We start from the raw sequence: 21,241 nt of genomic DNA on the forward strand, positions 1-21,241 counted from the left end.
CGTTGGATTACGACGGGCTGTCGGATCACCACAGGCCGTTGAATCTCGACAGGAGAGGGACCATGGCGGACACGGCAGCGCGGACTCCGATCCGCGCGCAGGGACGCAAGGCATTCGCCGCGTTCGGCACGCGCCCGTCCGGTACGCGCCACCCGCTGGTGGCGACGCTCATGGTGCTTCCCCTGGCGGCTCTGCTCGCGGTCGCCTTCGGCGGCTGGGACGCGGTAGTCACACAAGCGTCGTCCGTGGGCGTGATGCTGGGGCGCTGAGCGGCGCCCTGGACCCGGGAGAGCGGCCCGGGTCGGGGACATCCGGCCAACAGCCCCGTGGGGACGGGGGTGCGGCGGACGGCAGCGTTTGGCCGGTTAGCTGGGGAGCTGACCGGCCATCGCGCTGTCCGCGCCCGGCCGTCTACGCTCGGCGCGGGACACGAGCCGTCTCCGGGGGGACACCATGACCACGTCCGTCGCAGCACAACTCGCCGGCGTCGCCCGCGAGGCCGCCCACGGGCAGCTCGCCGGGCAGCGCTGCGGGGCGTGCGAGGCCGGCGGCCGGGACGGGGCGGTGCTGGCGGACAGGCCGGACGGTGTGGTCGTACGCCACGGGGAGGCCGTGGCCAAGGCGCACGCCGAGGACACGGACCCGGCGGAGCACCGGGCGCGGTTGGCGGTGGCGGCGCACCCGCTGCTGAAGGGAATCCTGCTGTCACCCCTGCCACCCCTACTGCCTCTGCCACCTCTGACCACCGGCACCGAGGCCGTACGGGGCAGACTCGTGACGGCCTGGCCGTACGGCACCCCCGTGGACCCCGACGACCCGGACGCCGCCCCCTGGGAGCAGGCGGGGGCGCTGATCGCCCGGCTGCACTCCGTACCGCCCGCCGCCCTGCCGGGCCCGCTGCCCGCGATGCGCGGCCCCGTGAAGGCGGCCAGGGCCGTCGCCCGGATGCGGGCGGCCGGACCGCATCCGGCCGCGGCCCCGGTGGAGCGCGCGTGGGCGCTGCTGCCCGGCTGGGCGCGCGGCGAGAGCCCGATGGGCGGTCCGGGGGCGGGGGCGCTGTGCCACGGCGATCTGCATCTGGGACAGTTCGTACGCCACCCGGCCGAAGGCCCGTGGCTCCTCATCGACGTGGACGATCTCGGTATCGGCGCCCCCGCCTGGGACTTGGGCCGCCCGGCGGCCTGGTACGCGGCCGGGCTGCTGTCGCCCGACATCTGGCACCGCTTCCTCGGCGCCTACCGCGCGGCGGACGGCCCCGCCGTACCCGCCGACGGCGACCCCTGGCCGCAACTCGACACCGCCGCCCGCGCGCTGACCGTCCAGGGCGCGGCGCTGGCCGTCGTCAGGGCGAAGGACGAGGGCAGACAACTCGACGAGGTGGAGGAGCTGATGATCGACTCATGCGCCCGGATCAGTGCCCTCGCAACCGACTTGAGGTCAGCGGCGTCGTCGTAAAGTGAACAGATTGTCGCCGGGCGCTCGTTCCGGTGGCACTCGACGAACGGCGAGGAGCTGAGCCGACGATGCAGTGTCCCAAGTGTCATGCAGCGATGCACACATACAACCGCAATGGCATACAGATCGAGCAGTGCAGTGGCTGCCGGGGGATCTTCCTCGACTACGGGGAGCTCGAAACGCTGACCCGCCTGGAGTCCCAGTGGTCCCAGCAGCCGCCCATGCAGCAGCCGATGCCCCCGCAGCCCTACCCGGCCGCCGGCCACGCCCCGGCCTGGGGCGCCCCGCACGGCGGCGGCCACTACGGCGGCCACCACCACAAGAAGAGCTTCGGACACATGCTCTTCTCGTCCTGACACTCCCGCACCACAACGAAACCCCCGGCCGCAGCGGCGACCGGGGGCTTCTTGCTGTGCGCGATACTGGGATTGAACCAGTGACCTCTTCCGTGTCAGGGAAGCGCTCTCCCGCTGAGCTAATCGCGCGGGCGGCTGTTTGGGCCGGTGAAGAGATATTGACACGCCCCGCCCCCCGACCGCAAATCCATGATCGTCCGCCGCCCGTACGCCCCCGTCCGCCGCTGTACGCCCCCGTTGTCACGCAGTTAGCTACTCACTCGCGGCACCCGACAGGCGTGCCCCCGCCAGCCGGCGCGACACCCGGCCTGACCGCAACCGTGGCGCTCATCAACGCCGTCGGTCACGAGTACTCCGTCATGGAGTGCATCCTGCCCGCCGCGCGACTGCTTCGTTCCGATCGTTCCTCGACCGGTCACACGGGGAGCAGTTGCCACTGCCGTTCCCGGTGGTCGCCCTCCGGCTTGTGCTGCCTGATCGCTGTGCGGGCGTTGGTGTCGACCCGTAGGAGCAGGCCGCTGTTCCGGTTGGCGATCTCGTACACCGCCGGGGTGTCGCTCGCGGAGCTGACCGGGATCAGTTTCCACTGCTGATGGTGTGCGTCGTCGCCCTCGTAGGTGCGTTGCGTGAGCATCGCGCCGGGCGTCTCGTGCTCGTCGGTGATCTCCAGGACCTTGCCGCTGCGCACGTTCTCGATGGTGTAAAGGGTTTCGCCGTCTTCCTGCCCGGCGGCGACGAGTCGCCACTGCTGGTGTTCCCTGGGGATGGCGAGGGCCTGGTGGATCTCGGCTCCGTCCTTGGTGGACTCGCGGTGGACGGCCATCCGCAGCCTGCTGCGGACGTTGGCCCAGGTGACCACCGTGCCTGAGTCGGGCAGGGCGGCCCTCTTGGGCAGTGCGACCTTCCGGACCCTGTGGCCGACGTGGTCGGCGATGTAAAGGGTGTTGTCGCCGCGGTCCACCGCGAGTCCGGTCGGGCTGTCCAAATGGGCCGAAGCGGCCGGGCCGCCGTCCCCGCTGAAGCCCTTTGTGCCGGTACCGGCGAACGTACTGATCTTGCCGTCGGGCGTAATCTTCCGGATCCGGTGGTTGTTGTACTCGGCGATGTAGACGGCGCCCATGCTGTCCACCGTCATCCCCCGCGGGTTGTTCATCTGGGCCGAGACAGCGGGTCCGCAGTCACCGCTGAAGCCCTTGGCGCCTGTGCCGGCAATAGTGGTGATTTTCCCGTCAGGCGCGACCTTCCGGATCCGGTGGTTGTTGTACTCGGAGACGTAGAGGGCCCCGGCGGTGTCCACCGCCACCTCGTACGGATGTCTCAACTGAGCTGCGACGGCGCGCCCGTTGTCTCCTGCGAACCCTGCCACCCCGGTGCCCGCGGCCGTGGTGATCGCAGGGGCGGATTCCTCGCCGGTGGTGGCTGTCTGCTGGGCAGTGCTCATCGTCATCCCTTCACCGTTCACTGACGGGGCTTCTACGCGTGGTTGTCGTTGGGGGCCGCCGGGTCCTCAGCGGTCGGTTTGGCTGCCTTGGGGGGCTTGGAGAAGTCGCTCTTCTTCGGCATGTCCTCCAGGTCCTCGTTCTTCTTGAGGCCGCTGTGCTCTGTGACCGTCGCGCTCGACTCCTGCATGCCGGCGGAAGCCGCGGAGGCCACCGAACCGGGGTTCTGGGCGTACGTGGCCTGCGTGCCGGCCGACGCCTGGGTGGTCTGGATGAAGGAGCCGAGGAAGCCGAGGATGGCCCGCGCTTCGGGCGACTGCTCCTGGACGACCTTCGCGCGGGAGTTGGCTCCATGGATCGAGCTGGTGAACAGGCTTGTGCTCGTGTCGTCGTACGTGTCGTCGTTGGCGTCCTCGAAGTCGACGCCCGCGCCCGGCTGCGGCTTGGTCCCGTCGGTGGTCACTGAGAACAGCCCCGCGCCCTGGCCCGCGAAACCGAAGATGTTGTCGAACACCATGGTCGTCACCTCTGATCGTCGTGGCGGTACCACCGCCTGCTCACGGCTGCTTGTGCAGCTCTCGGTCGCTGCCGGTCAGGCTCTCGCCGTCGAACATCGTGTGATGGGCCTCCAGGGCGGAGACGACTTCGGCCAGCCCCGTCATACGGAAGCCGTTGCCGCCCGCCAGGTCGATATCGCCGAGATCCCGGGCGACCACGTACTCCAGGCCCGGGTACTCCCCCGACTGCGGGGGAGACAGGACCGCCACCGGTACGTCGTACTTCACCGCGAGCAACCCGGAGAAGGTCACCGGGATCTCGTAGGTGTACTGCTTGCGGGTCCGGCGCTGCGTGACGATGGTCTCCACACGGGAGCCCGGCGGGACCTCACCCTCGATCTGCGAGTTCGAAGCCCAGCTTGTGGTCAGAGTGCCGCCGACGGAGGCCAGGATGCCCAGCATCAACTGGGCGTTGACTTCCGCACTGCCGGTGGCGCTGCCCGTGGTCGTGAAGGCTGTTGAGGTCGTCACCGAGCTCGACGCGGAGTTCGCCACCGAGTTCGCCACTCCGTTCTCGGTACCGTTCTCGGTGTCGGACCCGGTGTCGTCCTTGCTGTTCTCGTTGGTCACGAGGTTCGTGACCTTGTTCTCCATGCCGTTCTCAAGCTGTGTCCCGAGCTGCGCCTGGAGGTCCAGTTGGAGATGGTTCTGGAGCTGGAGCTGGAGTTCCGCGCCGACGCTTCCGCCGAAGGTGAGCTGGGCTTCGCCCTGGAGCGTCCAGGTCACCTCGTTCGACACGGTGAACTGGACCGAGTCGGTGAACTTCATCGTGGCGGTCTCGCTGCGGTTGACATACGTGCGCGAGGAGAACGTGTCGGGCGGGGGCTGGCCGACGTTGCGCCGCTCCTCGATCAGCGGCTCCCCGAGGTTCATGTACGCGAGCCAGCCCAGTTTGAACGCGGAGCCGGGGAAAGCGCCGAAGCTCGACTTGTTCAGGGAGAAGCCGACGGGCTTGTGCCGCACTCCGTAGTCGTCGACGTAGACCAGGTTGGGGTGGTCAAGGATGGACTGCCAGGTCTGCTCGATATTGAGTTCCCGCAAATTCCTCTTCGTCAGCGGCTGACGCTTGGCCCGTTCCAGGTTGTACGCGTTGGAAGGCATTCCCCATCCTCGGCTGGTCGGTCGAAATGGGCTCGGTGAACGACAGATCGGCAACATTAATCTGCAATCTGCGCGTGTCCCGGCAGTGAAAATTACCGTGGACTCCACCCCCTAAACGGTGACTCTGGTGCATTCATCCAATCGGGTGACAATGATCGGCAAGGGTTCTCAACTCGCTCGGCACGCCAGTACGTTGAAGTGCAATCCGGCACAGTCCAATACCCTCCGACCGTCCTGCCTGCTGGTCCTGCGATGTCAGTGTCGATGCAGGTGAAGGTATCCGGTTCGGCCGTCTCATCATTTTCGCAGCCTCCTGGAAATAGGGCGGTTGAGCCTGCGGAAATTCCGCGCGATAAAGCACTGAACTGAGCGACCGACGCGTATTTCTCCACATCGGAACAGGTGAGGTTTCCGCGATGTACACCCAAGAGCGCACGACCATGTCGAATTTGGTGGTTGGCGGACCGGTGGCGGTGAACAGCTACGACAACGCGATCGTGGCGGCACTGCTCGAGAATCGGCCGGTCATGCTCGTCCATGCCTTCAACGGCGGCTACCTCCGGCCCGCCGAACTGAAGGAGGAGAGCCACGACAAGGGGGTCAAACTGGCCACCGCGCTGGACCCGGACACCAAGGAGGCCCAGGGCCACCTCTGGTACGTCACCCCCGCCGGCTTCTTCGGGCAGCGGCCGCTGTACTTCATCGAGAGCGCCGCTGGCCAGGTCCCGCCCGACCCCGCCGGTGCGGCCGAAGCCGACGCCGGGCGCGGCGACGACGGTGCGCCGAAGCCGCGCCGCAGGCGCATCACCGTCCACCAGGAAGCCCCCAAGAGCACGGCCGACACCGTCCAGGTAGGTCTGCCCGACAAGGTCGGCGACAAGTGGCGCGGGAAGAACGGCGCACCCGAGGACACCCAGCTCTGGGTCGTCACGGTGACGCCCTGGGGCGGGATCACCTTCGTGCCGATCACCCACCCCGACGTCATCCTCGGGTTCAAGGACCACGCGGTGACGGCCGACAGCGAGGTGCGCGTCACCTACAACTGGGGCGGCGATTTCACGGGGACGGTCATCAACACGTTCTACCCGCGGCTGCCCAGCGAGTGGAACGTCCCCTACCACCACGTCTTCACGTGATCCGCGCCCACCGCCGCACCGAAGCCGTCCCGAGCCAACGCCCGCACCACCTGGAGGGGGCACCACGATGCCCGTGCCCGTCGAAGAACTGAAGCTGGAGATCGTCAACGCCGCCACGGGGACGCCCCTCGGCACCGAGGCCGCGCCGAGCGCGGAGGGGACGCTCGTCGTCCGTGACTTCCCCGAGGGCGGCCCGAGCCCGGAGCAGTGGCAGCTCGCCCCGGTGCAGGACACGGAAGGCGAGGAAGCAGAGGACCACCCGGCATACGTGATCCGCAACGCGGTCAGCGGCCAGGTACTCGACAACCCCGCCGCCACCGACCGCGGTGTCCGGCAGTCGGACGCCGCCACCGGCAGTCAGGGCCAGCGATGGCACGTCGTTCCCGTCGAGGGCGAAGCGGGCCTCTACGTCATCGAGGGCGTGACCGATGGCAGCGTCCTCGATCTCGATCTCGACGAGCCCGGCGCGGAAGGCACCCGGGTCGTCCTGCGCGAGCACGACGCCAGCGCGGAGGGCCAACGGTGGCGGTTCGTGCCGGCCGAGCCCGAGCGCATCAGTGACCCCGTGCTGGACTGGGCAGCGCTGTCCCACTGGAACGGCCGCCGGTCCTGGCGGCCGGCGCCCTCGACCGCACTGCGGCCGGCACCCGGCGCGACGCCCTCCTTCAGCAACATGCTGCTCGTCGCAGAGCAGTTCGGGAGCGACGAGGACGCCGGGGAGTGGAAGAGCGAAGGGACCTGCCGCCCGCCCGGCGGGCAGCCGAACTGGTGGGCCGGGACCGGTGCGCGGTTCCTCGCCGACACCACGGGAGCGGGGCGCGAGGACATCGTCGGACTCAAGACCGCGCAGGGCGCCGTGACGTCGTCCAGCAGGGGCGACGGTACGTTCGAGGACGAAGACCGCGTACTGCACCCACCCGTACCCTCCGCGAGCCCCGAGGACCTGTGGACCCTCGCGGACACGACGGGCAGCGGCAGACCCGACGTCGTCGTACTCGCTGCCGACGGCGTCCGCGTAACGCTCCAGGACGAGGACGGGACGTTCGCACCACTAGGCGACGAGCCGGTCCTCGTGGCGTTCGGACACGGCGAACAGGCGGGTGGCTGGCTCGCCGACAGGCATCCGCGGTTCCTTGCCGACACCTCCGGTGACGGCAGGCTGGACGTGGTCGGCTGCCACGACGACGGCGTGTGGGTGTCACTCCAGGACGAGGAGGGAAAGTTCGCACCACTCGGCGACGAGCCGGTCCTCACGGCGTTCGGACACGGCGAACAGGCGGGTGGCTGGCTCGCCGACAAGCATCCGCGGTTCCTCGCCGACACCACCGGTGACGGCAGGCTGGACGTGATCGGCTGCCACGACGACGGCGTGTGGGTATCGCTCCAGGACGAGGAAGGCGTCTTCGCCGAACCCCTCTATATCCTCGACGACTTCGGGACCGACCAAGGGTGGAGCTCGGTCGAGGAGCACCCCCGCTTCCTGCTCAGGACCACCGGTGGCCAGGCGCCGGACCTCGTAGGGTTCGGGCCGCTGGGCGTCGTCGTGTCACGCGGGCGCGGCGACGGCACGTTCGGGCCCCCGAAGCTCGTTCTGAACGACTTCGGGACCGCCCAGGGGTGGACGAGCGAAAAGCACCCGCGGTTCCTCGCCGACGTCACCGGAGACGGCACCCCCGACATCGTCGGCTTCGGCAACGAAGGGGTCTGGGTGTCGCACAACCGCGGCGACGGCCGGTTCGAGCAGGCCCAACTGGTATGCCGGGGCTTCGGACACAACGAGGACGCAGGCGGCTGGCGGGTCGACCGGCACCCCCGTTTCCTGGCCGACATCACCGGCGACGGCCGCGTCGACATCGTCGGCTTCGGCGGCCCGGGGGTGTACGTGGCCCGAAACCTCTTCCGCCGCTTCAGGACCCGATAACCCTCGCAGGACACCTTCGCGGCCGGTGGCTCTCCCTCGGCGGGCGAACCCCGTCACCGCGACCCGAGGCGCGGCCCGGGGCGTGTGTCGGAAGTGCTCTAGGTTGGCTGACGTGAGTGGGCGGGGGCGGAGTTATCGATATGTGGGGCCGGTCGAGTTGAAGACCGCCGTCCGGCCTGGTGACGGCGGGTACCGGATCGGCTCGGCGGCTGACTTCGATGGCTGGATCGTGGAGCAATCGGCGACGGAGCTGGCCGAACCGTTCACGTTCGTCGTCGGTATGGACGGTGCGCTTCGGCTGGCGCCGCGACGAAGCGAGCACGTGGCCTGCGCCGGCGGAGACATGGTCCTCAGTGCCGGCGAGATCAGCTTCACGCGCGAGGCAGGCCGGTGGACCGTGTGCGAGGTCAGTAACCAATCCACCGGGTACTGCCCGGACGTCACCTCCTGGGTCGAGGTCGCCCGCGCTCTGGATGCTGTAGAGCTTCAGCGGCCCTCCGGCTTCACCCACGAGGTGGTGTTCCGGCGGTGCACCGACTGCCATGAGCACAACATCGTCCGCGAGGACGACTTCGTCTGCGTCTTCTGCGGCAGCGACCTGCCGACGGCATGGAACGTGGATCCCGCCGAGTGACGACCGAGGGTCACAACCACTCGCTCATGGCAGCGACGAGGACGGTCGCCTCATAGCGGACGCCGAGCTTGTCGTAGCGCGTGGCCACGGCCCGACCCGTGATCACGTGGCCGCGCCGAGATCTCGGCGCATGACGTTGCGAAGCTCGGCGATCGCGGTGTCGAACCTTTCCTCCAACGCCGTGTACGCCGCGGCGTCCGGCACGGGGCCTGCCACCAGCAGGTCCCGGGTATCCCTCAGGACCACAAACGCCGACCGTGCGGCCTTCACGACCTCCGGTGGCGCGATGATGGCCAACTGGTGGCGGATCTCGTACGCACCGGGCGCCAAGAACAGTTCACGCATCCGCTCAGGACGCTCGCCCACCGGGATGTCCGCCACGGTGGACTCGTTGAGTGCCGTCCGCATCCGGGAGAGCGCCGCGGTGTAGTCGCCGTACAACTGCCGTCGCACGTCGGGGTCCTGGCCGGCGCGCTCCCTGCGCCACCTCGCCCGATCGGTGAGCAAGGTGGAGCCGATCCCGATCACCGCGCCAAGTGCGGTGCTGATTGGCGATATCCACTCCATGCGAGGAGAGGCTAGAACCTCTCCCCACCGGCTGCTGAGCTTGGGTGACATGCGCATCCGGCCGGTGCAAGCGGAGAAAACGCCTCAGGGGCTGTCTCCCGTGCTGGGAAACAGCCCCTGAGCTGTGTGGACGATACTGGGATTGAACCAGTGACCTCTTCCGTGTCAGGGAAGCGCTCTCCCGCTGAGCTAATCGTCCTTGGAGGTGGAGACGGGATTTGAACCCGTGTAGACGGCTTTGCAGGCCGTTGCCTCGCCTCTCGGCCACTCCACCTGGAGTGTGGGGCCCGGGAAAGATCCCCCACAATCGAGCGGACGACCAGGTTCGAACTGGCGACCTCAACCTTGGCAAGGTTGCGCTCTACCAACTGAGCTACGTCCGCGTGCCGCTTCCCGGTCCGTTTTGCGTGGCCCGGCGACGTGGTGAACTCTAGCGGATTCCCGGTCCAGCACAAAAACGCGTTTACGCAGCGTGCTGGCTCGCGTTCAGCCGCGGGTGGTCCGCCGATCACGTGGGGGCCACTCGGGGTAGCGTCGGAGGGGTACGAGGCGAGCGTGAGGAGAACCGGACAGATGATGATCTGGGTCAACGGCGGGCTGCGGGCCGCGGAGTCCGCGCAGGTGTCGGTGCTCGACCACGGGCTGACCGTGGGGGACGGCATCTTCGAGTCGGTCAAGACCACGCACGGGCGGCCGTTCGCGCTGACCCGCCACCTCGACCGGCTCGCCCGCTCCGCCCGCGGCCTCGGGCTGCCGGAGCCCGATCTCGACGAGGTCCGGGCCGCCTGTACGGCCGTGCTCGACGCCAATCCCGCCGCGCTCGGCCGGCTCCGCATCACCTACACCGGCGGACTCGCGCCGCTCGGCTCCGCGCGGGGCGACGCGGGCGCGTCCCTCGTCGTCGCGCTCGCCGAGTCCGAGCCGCGCGCCGAGACCACCGCCGTGGTCACCGTCCCCTGGACGCGCAACGAACGCGGCGCGCTGGCCGGGCTGAAGACCACCTCGTACGCAGAGAACGTGATGGCGCTGGCCGTGGCCCACGAACACGGCGCGTCCGAAGCGCTGTTCGCCAACACCGTCGGGCAGCTCTGCGAGGGCACCGGATCCAACGTCTTCGTCGTGGTCGACGGCGAACTGCACACCCCGCCGCTGGCCTCCGGCTGCCTCGCCGGCATCACCCGCGCGCTCGTCGCCGAATGGTCCGGCGCCCGGGAGACCGACCTGCCGCTCGACGTCCTGCACAGCGCGGACGAGATCTTCGTGACGTCGAGCCTGCGCGACGTACAGGCCGTCCACCGGGTGGACAGCCGCGAACTGCCCACCGCCCCCGGCCCGGTGACCGCCAAGGCGATGCGCGTGTTCGACGAGCGGTCCGGTGCCGATCTGGACCCGTAAGAAGCGGTGGACACCAAAAGAGATGACGTCGGCCTCGGCTGCGGGTAGAACTCCGGTGATGACCACGACCCTGCGGCCGACCGGGCCGCTTCAGCAGACCGGCGACGGCGCCCAGTCACGCACCTACCAGGTCTGCGTCAACAGCAGACCCGTAGGGCTGATCGAACTCGGCACCGACCCGGGCTTCGGCTCCACCGTGGGTGTCGTCCACGCGCTGCACATCGACGAACCCGACCGCGGCCGGGGGAGGGGTACGGTCGCCGCGCTCGCCGCCGAGGAGGTGCTGCGCGGCTGGGGGTGCCAGCAGGTGCTGGCGGCGGCCCCCGCCGACGCCGTCCCCGCGCTGCGTACGCTGGCCGCCCTCGGCTACGCCGAACGCAGCCGCAACATGGTCAAGGAACTGGCCTCCGAGCCGCCCGAGCTGCCCGCAGGCGTCGAGGCGCGCCCGATGACCCCGGCCGAGTTCCAGGACTGGCTGGTCAAGGCGCACGAGGCCTTCGCCGGGCAATGGATCGCCCGGGGCGCGACCCCGGAGCAGGCACGCGCCAAGTCGGAGGCGAGCCACCGCGAGAGCCTGCCCGCAGGTCTCGACACCCCCGGCGTCTCGATGTGGGTCCTGGTCGCCGACGGCGAGGCCGTCGGCCATGTCTGGGTCGCGGAGCGAGAGGTACGGCCCGGTGAGCGCGCGCCGTACGTGTACGACGTGGCCGTCGCCGAGGACCGCCGCGGCAAGGGGTACGGCCGCGCGCTGATGCTCGTCGCCGAGCGGATCGCGGGGGAGAGCGGGGCGTCCCTGATCGGCCTGCACGTCTTCTCCGACAACACCCCGGCGGTGCGGCTCTACGAGTCGCTCGGATACGCCACGACCAGCCGCAACTTCTTCAAGCGGCTTCTCTAGGCGGCTTCTCTAAGCGGTCAGGAGCCGGTCCACGATCTCCTCGATCCGCTCGCGCAGCCCCTCCTGGCTCTTGCCGCCGTCGAGCAGCTCCCCGCCCACCTCGTACGTCGGAGTGCCCGTCACCCCGATCGCCTTGCCCTCCGCCTGGTCGGCGTCGACGGCCAAGATGTGCCGCCCGTCGATCAGCGCCGTGTCGAACTCCTCGGCGTCCAGGCCAAGAGCGCGGGCGATCTCCACCAGCATTGGCTCGCCGGTGGCCGCCAGCTCCGCCGTACGGGCCAGTACGGCTTCCACGTACGGCCAGCCGCGCCCCTGCTCGGCCGCCTCCTCCGCGGCCTGCGCGGCGGCGAAGGCGTGCCGGTGCTTGTCCAGCGGGAAGTGCCGCAGCCGGGGCTCGATGCCGTCCCCGTAACGGGCCCGGAGCGCGGCGATGTCCGCCAGGGCGCTGTGGCAGTCGGTGCACTGGAGGTCGCACCAGACGTCGAGGACGACGGGACGGCGGGTGGAGGAGTCGCTCATGGGGTCAGTCTCCCAGCAGGACGAGAGCCGCTCCGACCGGGACCTGGGGAGGACCGCGTCCCCGATATGTCCCTGAGAGGGGGGCTCCGCCCGTGGCCCCGGACCGGGTACCAGGTGCAGGATGGAGGCAGTACGAGTTTTTCCGACCAGCCTTTTCGATGACCGACGGCGGCGGGCGCTGCCTGGAGGACCGGATGATTGCCGAGACCATTTGTTCCGCGGTGTCTGTGGCGGGCCTGGGCATCGCCGCGATCACGGCGTACCGCAAGCGTTTCCTGAGGGCGACGCGCATCGCCGCGTACTCGCTGGTCCCGGTCGGGCTCGTGATGACCGGGGTCGTCAAATGGCTGGCGCACACGGCCTTCAGCGTGACGGCGTGGTCCGGTTTCGTGGTGCTGGCCGTCGCCTGGCTGCTGTTCATGCTGACCAGAGCGATCGAACGGCGCACCGGCGGCACCCGCAAGGAGCGCAAGGCCGCCGCCAGGGCCGCGCAGCGGGACGCCGTCGCGCCGGCGGCGTCGGCGCCCTCGCTCGGCGGGGCCGCCAAGCCGGCCGCCCAGCCGAAGGGGAAGCCGCGATCGGCGAGCGAGGACGACTTCGGTGACATCGAGGCCATCCTCAAGAAGCACGGGATCTGACCCGGGAAGAAGCACGGAATCCGACCCGGGAAGAGCGCCGGACGGCGGCCTGACGACGACCTGACGGCGGCCGCGGGGCCGCGCGGGATGGGGCATTGTGCCCACATTCCGGACCGCATCCACGGGATATGATGAACTCCCGCTCGTATGGGGTGTGTTGGTCATGAGCACCCCTGGGGCTGCGTCATTATCGGTCCGAGATGCTCGATACCTCACGGGACGAAACACCCGCACCCACCGATGAGCAGCGCGGTTGCCTCTTCGCGCTCTCCCAGCCGCCCCTGATGATCTTCCTCACGGTGATCGCTTCGCTGCTGCTGTTCGCGGCTGTACACGATCTTTTCCTGCTGTGACGCTCAGCCGGCCGCTTCCTTGCGGCGCGCTCGGTAAGCGGCGACATGCAGCCTGTTGCCGCAGGTGCGGCTGTCGCAGTAGCGGCGGGACCGATTGCGTGACAGGTCGACGAACGCGCGCCCGCAGTCCGGGGCCTCGCAGCGGCGCAGCCGCTCCTGCTCACCGGCCACCACGATGAACGCCAGTGCCATGCCGCAGTCGGCAGCGAGATGGTCGGCGACCGACGCACCCGGCGTGAAGTAGTGGACGTGCCAGTCGTAGCCGTCGTGGTCGGTGAGCTGCGGCGTGGTCCCGGCGGCCGCCACGAGCTTGTTCAGCAGCTCGGCCGCTACGGCGGCGTCCGGTGCCGCGAAGACCTCCGTGAAGCGGGTGCGTACGTCCTGCACGGCCCGCAGATCGCTCTCGCGAAGCTCGTCGACCCCGCTGATGAGATGGTCCCGTACGAACGCGTACAGCGCCTCGGTGTCGGCGAGCCCGTCCGCCGGGATGCCGTCCGCGGTTTCCTGCGGGGCACTGTTCACCAGGTCGACGACGGTGGTGAGGGCGATGCGGGTGTCGTGTGGGATGAGCACGATTCGCTCCCTGGGCGGCTGCGGGCCTGTGCGCCCGCCGAACCCGCAGAACTCTATCCGCTGCCGCCCGGAACGCGGCGGCGCCGCCGCCGCGGTGGGTTCCGCGGCGCCGGCGCCGTCGTGCTCCGTATGCGGTTGTCCGTGCGGCGCCGTCTCCCCGAGTCGGACGGCGCCGAGCGGCCCTCGGCCTGGCTCAGCTCTCGGCCAGGATGTGTGAGAGTTCGGTGTCGAGGTCGAAGTGGCGATGCTCGGTGCCGGGTGGCACAGCGGCGTCGGTCCGCTTGAGGAACGACTCCAGGGCCCGAGCAGGGGCCTCAAGCAGCGCTTCGCCCTCCGGAGAGCTCAGCGCGATGCAGACGACGCCTTGACCGTGACTGCGGGACGGCCAGACTCGGACGTCGCCGGTGCCGGTGGGCCGGTGCAGCCCCTCGGCGAGAAGGTCGCGGGCGAAGACCCACTCGACCGTCTCCTCGGCTCCGGTGTGGAAGGTGGCGTGCACGGCATAGGGATCGGCCGTGTCATACCGCAGGCCCGCGGGTACAGGCAGTGAGGACTCGCTCGATACAACGAGGCGCAGGTGCAGCTCGCAGCTGACCGTGGTGTTCATAAGCGCCAGGGCCTTTCGCTCAGTGTGCGCTCGGGGATTCGCACGTCGGCGAAATCGACATGCCACCTACAGTGCCGTTGTAAACCCCTCTGCCCGTTTTGTGGCCCTTCAGGTAACCCGTTCGGCGGTGTGTTACCCAGGGTCATTCGGCCATTCCAGTGAACCGGCCGGTTCGGGTAGATTGGCGTACATGCATGCGGAGAGTGACGAACGGGGGCTCGTGGTGGCGGAGGAGACACAGCCGGTGCGCACGGACGACAAAACGGCGGCCGGCGCGGCGGGCGGTGCGTCCGACGGCGCGGCGTCCGACGGCGCGGCCGACGGCGCGGCGGTCGGCACGGCCGGCGAGGCGGACGCCGGAGCCGGTGAGCACCCCGGGCTCGGCTCCCGCGCGCCGGACTTCATCAAGCGCTCCCGCACGCTCCACCTGAGCTGGCAGGTCGGCGTCTTCGTCGTCGGTCTCGCCGTCGTCGTCGGCGGGATCATCCTGCTGCCCCTGCCCGGCCCCGGCTGGCTGGTCATCTTCGGCGGCATGGCGATCTGGGCGACCGAGTTCGTCTGGGCCCAGCTCGTCCTGCGCTGGACCAGGCGCAAGGTGACGGAGGCGGCACACCGCGCGATGGAGCCGGAGGTCCGCCGCCGCAACATCATCCTCACCAGCGTCGGCGTCGTGATCATCGCCGTGCTGGTCGGGATCTACCTCTGGAAGTTCGGCGTCGTCATGCCGTGGAAGATCAAGCAGTGACATCGGGTAATGTGTGCCGTGCGTCGGGGCGATTAGCTCAGTGGGAGAGCGCTTCGTTCACACCGAAGAGGTCACTGGTTCGAACCCAGTATCGCCCACCCGGCATGAAGGCCCCGAAGACCCCAACAGGTCTTCGGGGCCTTCGTCGTGCCGGTGGTCGTCGGGCCGGATTCGGTTTGGAGGGAAGCCGTCGCGGCCTGTATGGTTCAGTCCGTTCCCGGGCGATTAGCTCAGTGGGAGAGCGCTTCGTTCACACCGAAGAGGTCACTGGTTCGAACCCAGTATCGCCCACCGGGAAAGGCCGGTCCGTCATTGGCGGACCGGCCTTCTTGCGTCCGGATCAGGCTGCCGCAGCCGGGAGTTCGGGCCGTAGCGGCCAGCCGGGGGCCGCCGGGGGCCGGGTGCCCGTGAGGGTGAACCAGGTGCGCAGGCCGCGCTGCTGCGTCGCGTGCCAGGCCGTTTGCAGCCGGTGCAGTTCGGCAGCGCTCAGCCGCTCAAGGCGTACGGCGAACCGGCGGCCCACCGCACGGGCCAGATGGAGCGCCGCCAGCGCGCCCGCCGCCGCGTCCGGCTCCTCGTCCAGCGCGATCCCGTACCTGGCGCACAGCTCGGGGAGCGTGCGGTGGCCCTTGCGGTAGCGGTCCAGGTGCAGATCGAGGACGCGCGGATCGACCACCGCCACCGGCGTCCTGTCCAGATAGCGGGCCAGCCGGGAGGCCCGGTGCCGGCGCAGCTCGCGGTCGAGCAGCGTCAGGTCGAAGGGCGCGTCCAGCACCACCAGCGGTCGGCCAGCCGCGCACTGGTCGGCCAGCGAGCCGGCCATCTCCGCGACCGCGGGGGCCGGCCAACGGCCGTTGCGGTGCAGGAAGTCGTCGGTCAGGCCGTGTATGTCGGAGGCGGCCCTGGGCACGGGCACGCCCGGGTCCACCAGCCAGCGCGTCACCCGGGGCGCCGCCTGCGCGTCGTCCTGGACGACGAGGGCGGCGGAGACTATCCGGTCACCTTCGACGTCGCTGCCCGTCGTCTCGGTGTCGAATGCGGCCAACGGCCCTTCGTACCAACACGTCATTCCTGAACTCCTCGTGCGTCAAAGGCAGATGGCGTTCCCGCTCTGCACAGATCGGTGATACCCGGACAGGTCGTGCGGTACGCGCCCTTTACGGCCACCGTCATCCGTTGCGCGGGCGGCCCGCCCGGCTCGGTACGATCGGGCACGAGCGCAGTGTCCGCTGTCGCGCCCCGTGGTTAAGGAGAGACCGGTGTCAGACGTCCGTGTGATCATCCAACGCGATTCCGAGCGGGAAGAGCGCGTGGTGACGACGGGCACTACGGCGGCCGACCTCTTCCCCGGCGAGCGCACCGTCGTCGCCGCCCGCGTCGAAGGCCGGCTGCGGGACCTCGCGTACGAGCCCGCCGACGGCGAAGTCGTCGAACCTGTCGAGATCTCCTCCCAGGACGGGCTCGACATCCTGCGGCACTCGACGGCGCACGTGATGGCGCAGGCGGTGCAGGAGCTGTTCCCCGACGCCAAGCTCGGCATCGGCCCGCCCATCAAGGACGGCTTCTACTACGACTTCGACGTCGCCGAGCCGTTCACCCCCGACGACCTCAAGCGCGTCGAGAAGAAGATGCAGGAGATCCAGAAGCGCGGCCAGCGGTTCTCCCGGCGGGTCACCACCGACGAGGACGCCAGGACCGAGCTGGCGGACGAGCCGTACAAGATCGAGCTGATCGGCCTCAAGGGCAACGCGGCCGACGCGGCCGAGGGCGCCTCGGCCGAGGTCGGCGCGGGCGAACTGACGATCTACGACAACCTCGACGCCAAGACCGGCGAGCTGTGCTGGAAGGACCTCTGCCGGGGTCCGCACCTGCCCACCACCCGCTACATCCCGGCGTTCAAGCTGATGCGCTCCGCCGCCGCCTACTGGCGGGGCAGCGAGAAGAACCCGCAGCTCCAGCGGATCTACGGCACGGCGTGGCCGTCCAAGGACGAGCTGAAGGCGCATCTCGACTTCCTCGTCGAGGCCGAGCGCCGCGACCACCGCAGGCTGGGCAGCGAACTCGACCTGTTCTCCTTCCCCGACGAGCTGGGCCCCGGCCTCGCGGTCTTCCATCCCAAGGGCGGCATCGTCCGCAAGGAGATGGAGAACTACTCGCGCAAGCGGCACGAGGACGAGGGGTACGAGTTCGTGAACACCCCGCACATCTCGAAGGAGCACCTCTTCGAGACGTCCGGGCACCTGCCGCACTACGCGGAAGGCATGTTCCCGCCCATCGAGTTCGACGGGCAGAACTACCGCCTCAAGGCCATGAACTGCCCCATGCACAACCTGATCTTCAAGTCGCGCGGCCGGTCCTACCGCGAACTGCCCTTGCGGCTCTTCGAGTTCGGCACGGTCTACCGCTACGAGAAGTCCGGCGTCGTGCACGGCCTGACCCGCTCGCGCGGCTTCACCCAGGACGACGCGCACATCTACTGCACCAAGGAGCAGATGCCGCAGGAACTGGACACGCTCCTCACGTTCGTCCTCGACCTGCTGCGCGACTACGGCCTCGACGAGTTCGAGCTGGAACTGTCCACCCGCGACCCGGAGTCGGACAAGTTCATCGGCTCGGACGAGGACTGGGCCGAGGCCACGGACGCGCTGCGGCAGGCCGCCGAGAAGCAGGGGCTGCCGCTGGTCCCCGACCCGGGCGGCGCCGCGTACTACGGCCCGAAGATCTCCGTGCAGGCGAAGGACGCGATCGGCAGGTCGTGGCAGATGTCGACCCTCCAGGTCGACTTCAACCAGCCCAAGCGCTTCGGCCTCGAATACACCGCGGCCGACGGCTCGCGGCAGCAGCCCGTCATGCTGCACCGCGCCCTGTTCGGCTCCATCGAGCGGTTCTTCGGCGTCCTGCTCGAACACTACGCGGGCGCCTTCCCCGCCTGGCTGGCCCCGGTGCAGGCGGTCGGTATCCCGGTCGGCGACGGGCACGTCCCGTACCTCCAGGAGTTCGCCGCCGAGGCCAGGAAGAAGGGCCTGCGGATCGACGTGGACGCGTCGTCCGACCGGATGCAGAAGAAGATCCGCAACCACCAGAAGCAGAAGGTGCCCTTCATGATCATCGTCGGTGACGACGATATGACGGGCGGCACCGTGTCCTTCCGCTACCGCGACGGGACGCAGAAGAACGGCATCCCCCGCGACGAGGCGATCGCCGAGATCCTCGACGTGGTGGAGCGCCGGGTCCAGGTCTGACCCCGCCGGCCCCGGCCGGGCCCCCGACGGAGATCAACCCGTCGGGGGCCCGGCCTCGTCCTCCCGCCGGAAGACCTGGATCAGCCAGGACGAGAACGAACCCGTCACCGCCCCCAGCAGCGCCAGACCGCAGCCCATCAGCCCCACCGCGATCACCCGCCCCCACGGGGTCACCGGCGTCACGTCGCCGTACCCCACCGTCGTGATCGCCGAGCACGCCCACCACACCGAGTCGCCGAAGGTGCGGATCGTGGCACCGGGCGCACCGCGCTCCTGCTGGAACACGGCCAGCGCGGCGGCGAAGGTGAGCAGCAGGGCCGAAAGACCGGCGTACACCATCACCCGCCCGTACAGGCTGAAGCGCGGTCGGTCCCTGCGCTGCTGCACCGCCAGATACGTGCTCACGATCCGCAGCGGACGCAGCAGCGGCGGCACCACCACCACCGTGTCCAGCCAGTGCGTGCGCAGGAATCCGGCGCCCTGGCGGCTGAGCCGCAGCCGCACCAGATAGTCCCCCAGGAAGAGCGCCCAGGTCAGCAGGGCGAGGATCAGCGCGAGAGCCCGCCAGAACCGGTCGGCGTCGTTCGCGAGGACCCGTACCGCGTAGCAGGCGAGAAACACCAGCGAGGCCAGGAGCAGCGGAATCTCCATGCGCTGCTCCCAGCGGCGCTGCCGGTCGGGGCCGCTCGGGACATCCATCGGCCCAGCATCGCGGTGCGCCGCCGGGTGCGGGGCCGACGACACGCCTCGGCGGGGCGAAGTCATATGCTGCATTGCATGACGACTGAGCCGGAGCAGCAGATCGGAGTGGGGACCCCGGACGCGTTCCAGCGCCTGTGGACGCCCCACCGGATGGCCTACATCCAGGGTGAGAACAAGCCCACCGGGCCCGAGGCCGGCGACGGCTGCCCGTTCTGCTCCCTCCCGGCGAAGTCGGACGAGGACGGCCTGATCATCGCCCGTGGCGAGCGGGTGTACGCGGTGCTGAACCTCTACCCGTACAACGGCGGCCATCTGATGGTGGTGCCCTTCCGGCACGTCGCCGACTACACCGAGCTGGACGACCCGGAGACCGCCGAGCTGGGCGCGTTCACCAAGCGGGCGATGACCGCGCTGCGGACCGCTTCAGGGGCGCACGGCTTCAACATCGGCATGAATCAGGGCGCGTCGGCGGGCGCGGGCATCGCCGCGCATCTGCACCAGCACGTCGTGCCGCGCTGGGGCGGCGACACCAACTTCATGCCGGTCGTCGGGCATACGAAGGTGCTGCCCCAACTGCTCGCCGACACGCGGACGATGCTCGCGGAAGCCTGGCCGACCGGCTCCTGACCCGGGCCGGCGCTGCCCGCCCCGTACGAAGGCAGCCCGGCTCCGCTCTCACGCGTCGTACGTGTCGACCTTCCGCGGCGCCGGGTCCTGCACCGCACCGCTGAGGAAGCCCGCGCGGTTGCCGAAGTTGGCGGTGTCCACACCGTGCTCCTCCAGGACCCGCATGGCCGCGTTGTGCGCGACGCGCAGCACGGGTGTGGCCGCGCGCATCGCGTCGTCCGCCATGAAGCGGTGCCGCCAGGGCTGGTCGGCCCAGGCGTGCCGCGGGCCGAACGGCTCGGGCAGGGTGAGCTTGCCGCCGAGGTGGTCGAGGACCGCCGGGTACCAGACGAGGGGGGCGCGCACCGCGAGCCTGACGACCTCGTTCGAGTCGACCAGCGGCAGGTTCCTGGTCGTGGTCTCCCAGAACTTGACGGTCTTGGAGGTGGTGACGGTCTTCGCCGACGGCTTGCTGGTGAACAGCGAGTGCACCGGGCCCAGCGCGTGTCCGGTGACCTCGATGCGCAGCGTCTCGTGCAGCACGGTCACGGTGATCATCATCGTGATCACCAACTGGCCGTCCCAGAGCGTGAACTGGACGCCCAGATAGTGCCGGTTGCCGCTGCCGAACTGCTGGTGGTTGCAGATGCGCTGTATCTCGTGGCCCTTGATCTGGAAGGCCTCGACATCCTGCCCCTCGGGCCGGGAGACCGATCCCGCGCCCTCGCCGACGGGCGAGACGATCCAGTGCTTGACCGAAGGGGTGGGGAAGCCGCCGGTGTTCAGCGGGCCGCGCTCCAGCAGCTTCATCTGGTCATGGATCGCGCGTATCACGTCCCAGCTCCGGAAGCCGTGGATCTCCTTGGTGGGGTCCTTGGGCACGAGCTGCTCGGCGAGCTGCCAGCTTCCCCACCGGGTGCCCATCCCCAGGATGCCCTTGGGCCCCGCGTAGAAGACGACGTTGGAATGCTGCTCGGCCGTCAGCTTCTGCAGCCCCTGGCGGAGCTGTTCACGGGATATCTCGTTGGGGTGCCCCGGCACCGCCTCGGGGATCTTGGCGCCGATGCCGCCGCCGGAGAGCAGGTCCGCCCAGCGCACCCGCAGGTCCTGCGCCGTCGCCTCGCAGATCCGCTTGGCGATCACCCAGCCGATGACCGGGGCCAGCACAGCGCCGCGTATGTACCAGCCGGCCACCCCGTTGAAGGGCAGCTTCACCAGGAAGAGCACCGCCAGCACGGCCACCGCCACCAGCAGCAGCATGCCGATGGCGCCCGCGCCCTTGTTCTTCGCCCCCGACAGGCTCCTGCGGAGCTGGAACACCGCGAGCCACACCAGCAGCCCCGGCAGGAAGACCACCCCGAACACCAGCGTCACCAGGGTCAGTTTCTGGTCGCGCTCCTTGCGTATCCGGTTGGCGGCGAGGCAGTGCTCCACCACCGTCTGCGGCTCCGTACCGAACGACTGGATGAGCGCCCCACGCGCCCCGCCCAGCATCCGGACCTGGACGGCCCGGGAGAACGCCTCGCCGAGATTGGGTGTGAAGAGCTTGAACGCGGGCTTCGACACGCTCGACTTGTGCCATTCGTTGTCGGCCTTGAGGATCTCCTCGACCGGACTGTCCCGGTAGGCGGCCGACGCCAGGGCATGGGTGGCCGCCGTCTGCCCGGCCGAGCCCGTGAGCGGGACCTGCGCTCCCGGGCTGAAGTCGAAACCGTCATTCGCCACTGCCGCCCCCACTGTCCGCCGCCAGGATCCGCTGTGCGGCCTTTTCCCAACCAGCAGCCCCTGCACACCTGC

At 69.5% G+C, this 21,241-nt stretch carries 23 protein-coding genes and 6 tRNA genes; 15 read left to right on the top strand and 14 right to left on the bottom strand.

What is annotated here, in order from left to right; genetic code table 11:
• Nucleotides 1–62 precede the first annotated feature (62 nt).
• From ACZ63I_RS29955 to ACZ63I_RS29965, 3 genes are all read left to right on the top strand, one after another.
• Nucleotides 63–269, top strand: coding sequence for a hypothetical protein (locus tag ACZ63I_RS29955; protein ID WP_469342357.1), 207 nt, complete (start codon nucleotides 63–65; stop codon nucleotides 267–269).
• A gap of 184 nt (nucleotides 270–453) precedes the next feature.
• The gene (locus ACZ63I_RS29960) at nucleotides 454–1,455 is read left to right on the top strand and encodes a phosphotransferase (RefSeq protein ID WP_469342358.1); all 1,002 of its coding nucleotides are present in this window, start codon (nucleotides 454–456) and stop codon (nucleotides 1,453–1,455) included.
• Nucleotides 1,456–1,523: 68 nt separating this feature from the next.
• Complete coding sequence (locus ACZ63I_RS29965) at nucleotides 1,524–1,811, top strand: TFIIB-type zinc ribbon-containing protein (protein ID WP_469342359.1); 288 nt, start codon at nucleotides 1,524–1,526, stop codon at nucleotides 1,809–1,811.
• Between the two features lie 57 nt (nucleotides 1,812–1,868).
• Here the strand turns inward: ACZ63I_RS29965 and ACZ63I_RS29970 are convergent.
• The 4 genes from ACZ63I_RS29970 to ACZ63I_RS29985 form a co-directional block, all read right to left on the bottom strand.
• A tRNA-Val gene (locus ACZ63I_RS29970) sits at nucleotides 1,869–1,940 on the bottom strand.
• Between the two features lie 286 nt (nucleotides 1,941–2,226).
• Nucleotides 2,227–3,258, bottom strand: coding sequence for an RICIN domain-containing protein (locus tag ACZ63I_RS29975; RefSeq protein WP_469342360.1), 1,032 nt, complete (start codon nucleotides 3,256–3,258; stop codon nucleotides 2,227–2,229).
• A 26-nt stretch (nucleotides 3,259–3,284) separates the two neighbouring features.
• Entirely contained in the window at nucleotides 3,285–3,767 is a 483-nt protein-coding gene (locus tag ACZ63I_RS29980; RefSeq protein ID WP_469342361.1) for a hypothetical protein, read from the bottom strand.
• A gap of 40 nt (nucleotides 3,768–3,807) precedes the next feature.
• The gene (locus ACZ63I_RS29985; protein ID WP_469342362.1) at nucleotides 3,808–4,908 is read right to left on the bottom strand and encodes a hypothetical protein; all 1,101 of its coding nucleotides are present in this window, start codon (nucleotides 4,906–4,908) and stop codon (nucleotides 3,808–3,810) included.
• A 416-nt stretch (nucleotides 4,909–5,324) separates the two neighbouring features.
• On the opposite strand from ACZ63I_RS29985, the gene ACZ63I_RS29990 reads away from it, so the two are divergent.
• The 3 genes from ACZ63I_RS29990 (at nucleotide 5,325) to ACZ63I_RS30000 (ending at nucleotide 8,599) form a co-directional block, all read left to right on the top strand.
• Nucleotides 5,325–6,044, top strand: a complete 720-nt coding sequence (locus ACZ63I_RS29990) for a hypothetical protein (RefSeq protein WP_469342364.1) — start codon at nucleotides 5,325–5,327, stop codon at nucleotides 6,042–6,044.
• A gap of 67 nt (nucleotides 6,045–6,111) precedes the next feature.
• On the top strand, nucleotides 6,112–7,965 hold the full coding sequence (locus ACZ63I_RS29995; protein WP_469342365.1) for an FG-GAP-like repeat-containing protein: 1,854 nt from the start codon (nucleotides 6,112–6,114) through the stop codon (nucleotides 7,963–7,965).
• A gap of 112 nt (nucleotides 7,966–8,077) precedes the next feature.
• Nucleotides 8,078–8,599, top strand: a complete 522-nt coding sequence (locus tag ACZ63I_RS30000) for a hypothetical protein (RefSeq protein WP_469342366.1) — start codon at nucleotides 8,078–8,080, stop codon at nucleotides 8,597–8,599.
• A 102-nt stretch (nucleotides 8,600–8,701) separates the two neighbouring features.
• Here ACZ63I_RS30000 and ACZ63I_RS30005 read toward each other — a convergent pair whose 3' ends face one another.
• The 4 genes from ACZ63I_RS30005 to ACZ63I_RS30020 all read right to left on the bottom strand — a co-directional run bounded on the left by ACZ63I_RS30005 (nucleotide 8,702) and on the right by ACZ63I_RS30020 (nucleotide 9,549).
• Nucleotides 8,702–9,217 (bottom strand): hypothetical protein, encoded by a 516-nt coding sequence (locus tag ACZ63I_RS30005; RefSeq protein ID WP_469342367.1) that lies wholly within the window; start codon nucleotides 9,215–9,217, stop codon nucleotides 8,702–8,704.
• 76 nt (nucleotides 9,218–9,293) lie between these two features.
• Nucleotides 9,294–9,365: transfer RNA gene (locus ACZ63I_RS30010), tRNA-Val, on the bottom strand.
• 1 nt (nucleotide 9,366) lies between these two features.
• Nucleotides 9,367–9,440 (bottom strand) — tRNA-Cys (locus ACZ63I_RS30015).
• Between the two features lie 36 nt (nucleotides 9,441–9,476).
• Nucleotides 9,477–9,549 (bottom strand) — tRNA-Gly (locus ACZ63I_RS30020).
• Nucleotides 9,550–9,739: 190 nt separating this feature from the next.
• On the opposite strand from ACZ63I_RS30020, the gene ACZ63I_RS30025 reads away from it, so the two are divergent.
• Both ACZ63I_RS30025 and ACZ63I_RS30030 read left to right on the top strand, forming a co-directional pair.
• Nucleotides 9,740–10,561 carry an aminotransferase class IV gene (locus ACZ63I_RS30025; RefSeq protein ID WP_469342368.1) on the top strand — a complete coding sequence of 274 codons (822 nt, stop codon included), beginning with the start codon at nucleotides 9,740–9,742 and terminating at the stop codon, nucleotides 10,559–10,561.
• A 58-nt stretch (nucleotides 10,562–10,619) separates the two neighbouring features.
• Nucleotides 10,620–11,459, top strand: coding sequence for a GNAT family N-acetyltransferase (locus tag ACZ63I_RS30030; protein ID WP_469342369.1), 840 nt, complete (start codon nucleotides 10,620–10,622; stop codon nucleotides 11,457–11,459).
• Nucleotides 11,460–11,468: 9 nt separating this feature from the next.
• Here ACZ63I_RS30030 and ACZ63I_RS30035 read toward each other — a convergent pair whose 3' ends face one another.
• On the bottom strand, nucleotides 11,469–11,978 hold the full coding sequence (locus tag ACZ63I_RS30035; protein ID WP_469342371.1) for a DsbA family protein: 510 nt from the start codon (nucleotides 11,976–11,978) through the stop codon (nucleotides 11,469–11,471).
• A 194-nt stretch (nucleotides 11,979–12,172) separates the two neighbouring features.
• Here ACZ63I_RS30035 and ACZ63I_RS30040 point away from each other — a divergent pair, with 194 nt between their 5' ends.
• Both ACZ63I_RS30040 and ACZ63I_RS30045 read left to right on the top strand, forming a co-directional pair.
• Nucleotides 12,173–12,616, top strand: coding sequence for a hypothetical protein (locus ACZ63I_RS30040; protein WP_469342444.1), 444 nt, complete (start codon nucleotides 12,173–12,175; stop codon nucleotides 12,614–12,616).
• A 200-nt stretch (nucleotides 12,617–12,816) separates the two neighbouring features.
• A complete protein-coding gene (locus ACZ63I_RS30045; RefSeq protein ID WP_198533320.1) occupies nucleotides 12,817–12,969 on the top strand; it encodes a hypothetical protein in 153 nt (50 codons plus the stop codon).
• A 3-nt stretch (nucleotides 12,970–12,972) separates the two neighbouring features.
• On the opposite strand, the gene ACZ63I_RS30050 is transcribed toward ACZ63I_RS30045, so the two are convergent.
• Entirely contained in the window at nucleotides 12,973–13,542 is a 570-nt protein-coding gene (locus ACZ63I_RS30050) for a CGNR zinc finger domain-containing protein (protein WP_469342372.1), read from the bottom strand.
• A 193-nt stretch (nucleotides 13,543–13,735) separates the two neighbouring features.
• On the bottom strand, nucleotides 13,736–14,149 hold the full coding sequence (locus tag ACZ63I_RS30055) for an SsgA family sporulation/cell division regulator (protein WP_003959770.1): 414 nt from the start codon (nucleotides 14,147–14,149) through the stop codon (nucleotides 13,736–13,738).
• A gap of 190 nt (nucleotides 14,150–14,339) precedes the next feature.
• On the opposite strand from ACZ63I_RS30055, the gene ACZ63I_RS30060 reads away from it, so the two are divergent.
• The 3 genes from ACZ63I_RS30060 to ACZ63I_RS30070 all read left to right on the top strand — a co-directional run bounded on the left by ACZ63I_RS30060 (nucleotide 14,340) and on the right by ACZ63I_RS30070 (nucleotide 15,185).
• Nucleotides 14,340–14,894, top strand: a complete 555-nt coding sequence (locus tag ACZ63I_RS30060; RefSeq protein WP_469342373.1) for a TIGR02611 family protein — start codon at nucleotides 14,340–14,342, stop codon at nucleotides 14,892–14,894.
• Between the two features lie 26 nt (nucleotides 14,895–14,920).
• A tRNA-Val gene (locus tag ACZ63I_RS30065) sits at nucleotides 14,921–14,992 on the top strand.
• Nucleotides 14,993–15,113: 121 nt separating this feature from the next.
• Nucleotides 15,114–15,185, top strand: a tRNA-Val gene (locus ACZ63I_RS30070).
• 49 nt (nucleotides 15,186–15,234) lie between these two features.
• Here the strand turns inward: ACZ63I_RS30070 and ACZ63I_RS30075 are convergent.
• Nucleotides 15,235–15,963, bottom strand: a complete 729-nt coding sequence (locus tag ACZ63I_RS30075) for an exonuclease domain-containing protein (protein ID WP_469342375.1) — start codon at nucleotides 15,961–15,963, stop codon at nucleotides 15,235–15,237.
• A 190-nt stretch (nucleotides 15,964–16,153) separates the two neighbouring features.
• Between ACZ63I_RS30075 and thrS the strand changes: the two genes are divergently transcribed.
• Nucleotides 16,154–18,136: a threonine--tRNA ligase gene (gene thrS / locus ACZ63I_RS30080; protein WP_469342377.1), complete on the top strand. Its 1,983-nt coding sequence runs from the start codon at nucleotides 16,154–16,156 to the stop codon at nucleotides 18,134–18,136.
• Between the two features lie 33 nt (nucleotides 18,137–18,169).
• Here the strand turns inward: thrS and ACZ63I_RS30085 are convergent, their stop codons facing one another.
• On the bottom strand, nucleotides 18,170–18,835 hold the full coding sequence (locus tag ACZ63I_RS30085; RefSeq protein WP_469342378.1) for a potassium channel family protein: 666 nt from the start codon (nucleotides 18,833–18,835) through the stop codon (nucleotides 18,170–18,172).
• 66 nt (nucleotides 18,836–18,901) lie between these two features.
• On the opposite strand from ACZ63I_RS30085, the gene ACZ63I_RS30090 reads away from it, so the two are divergent.
• Nucleotides 18,902–19,465 (top strand): HIT family protein, encoded by a 564-nt coding sequence (locus ACZ63I_RS30090; protein ID WP_469342379.1) that lies wholly within the window; start codon nucleotides 18,902–18,904, stop codon nucleotides 19,463–19,465.
• A gap of 48 nt (nucleotides 19,466–19,513) precedes the next feature.
• On the opposite strand, the gene ACZ63I_RS30095 is transcribed toward ACZ63I_RS30090, so the two are convergent.
• Nucleotides 19,514–21,169: a hypothetical protein gene (locus ACZ63I_RS30095; RefSeq protein ID WP_469342381.1), complete on the bottom strand. Its 1,656-nt coding sequence runs from the start codon at nucleotides 21,167–21,169 to the stop codon at nucleotides 19,514–19,516.
• Between the last annotated feature and the right edge of the window lie 72 nt (nucleotides 21,170–21,241).

The sequence above is a fragment of the Streptomyces sp. NPDC087906 genome (assembly GCF_055584925.1).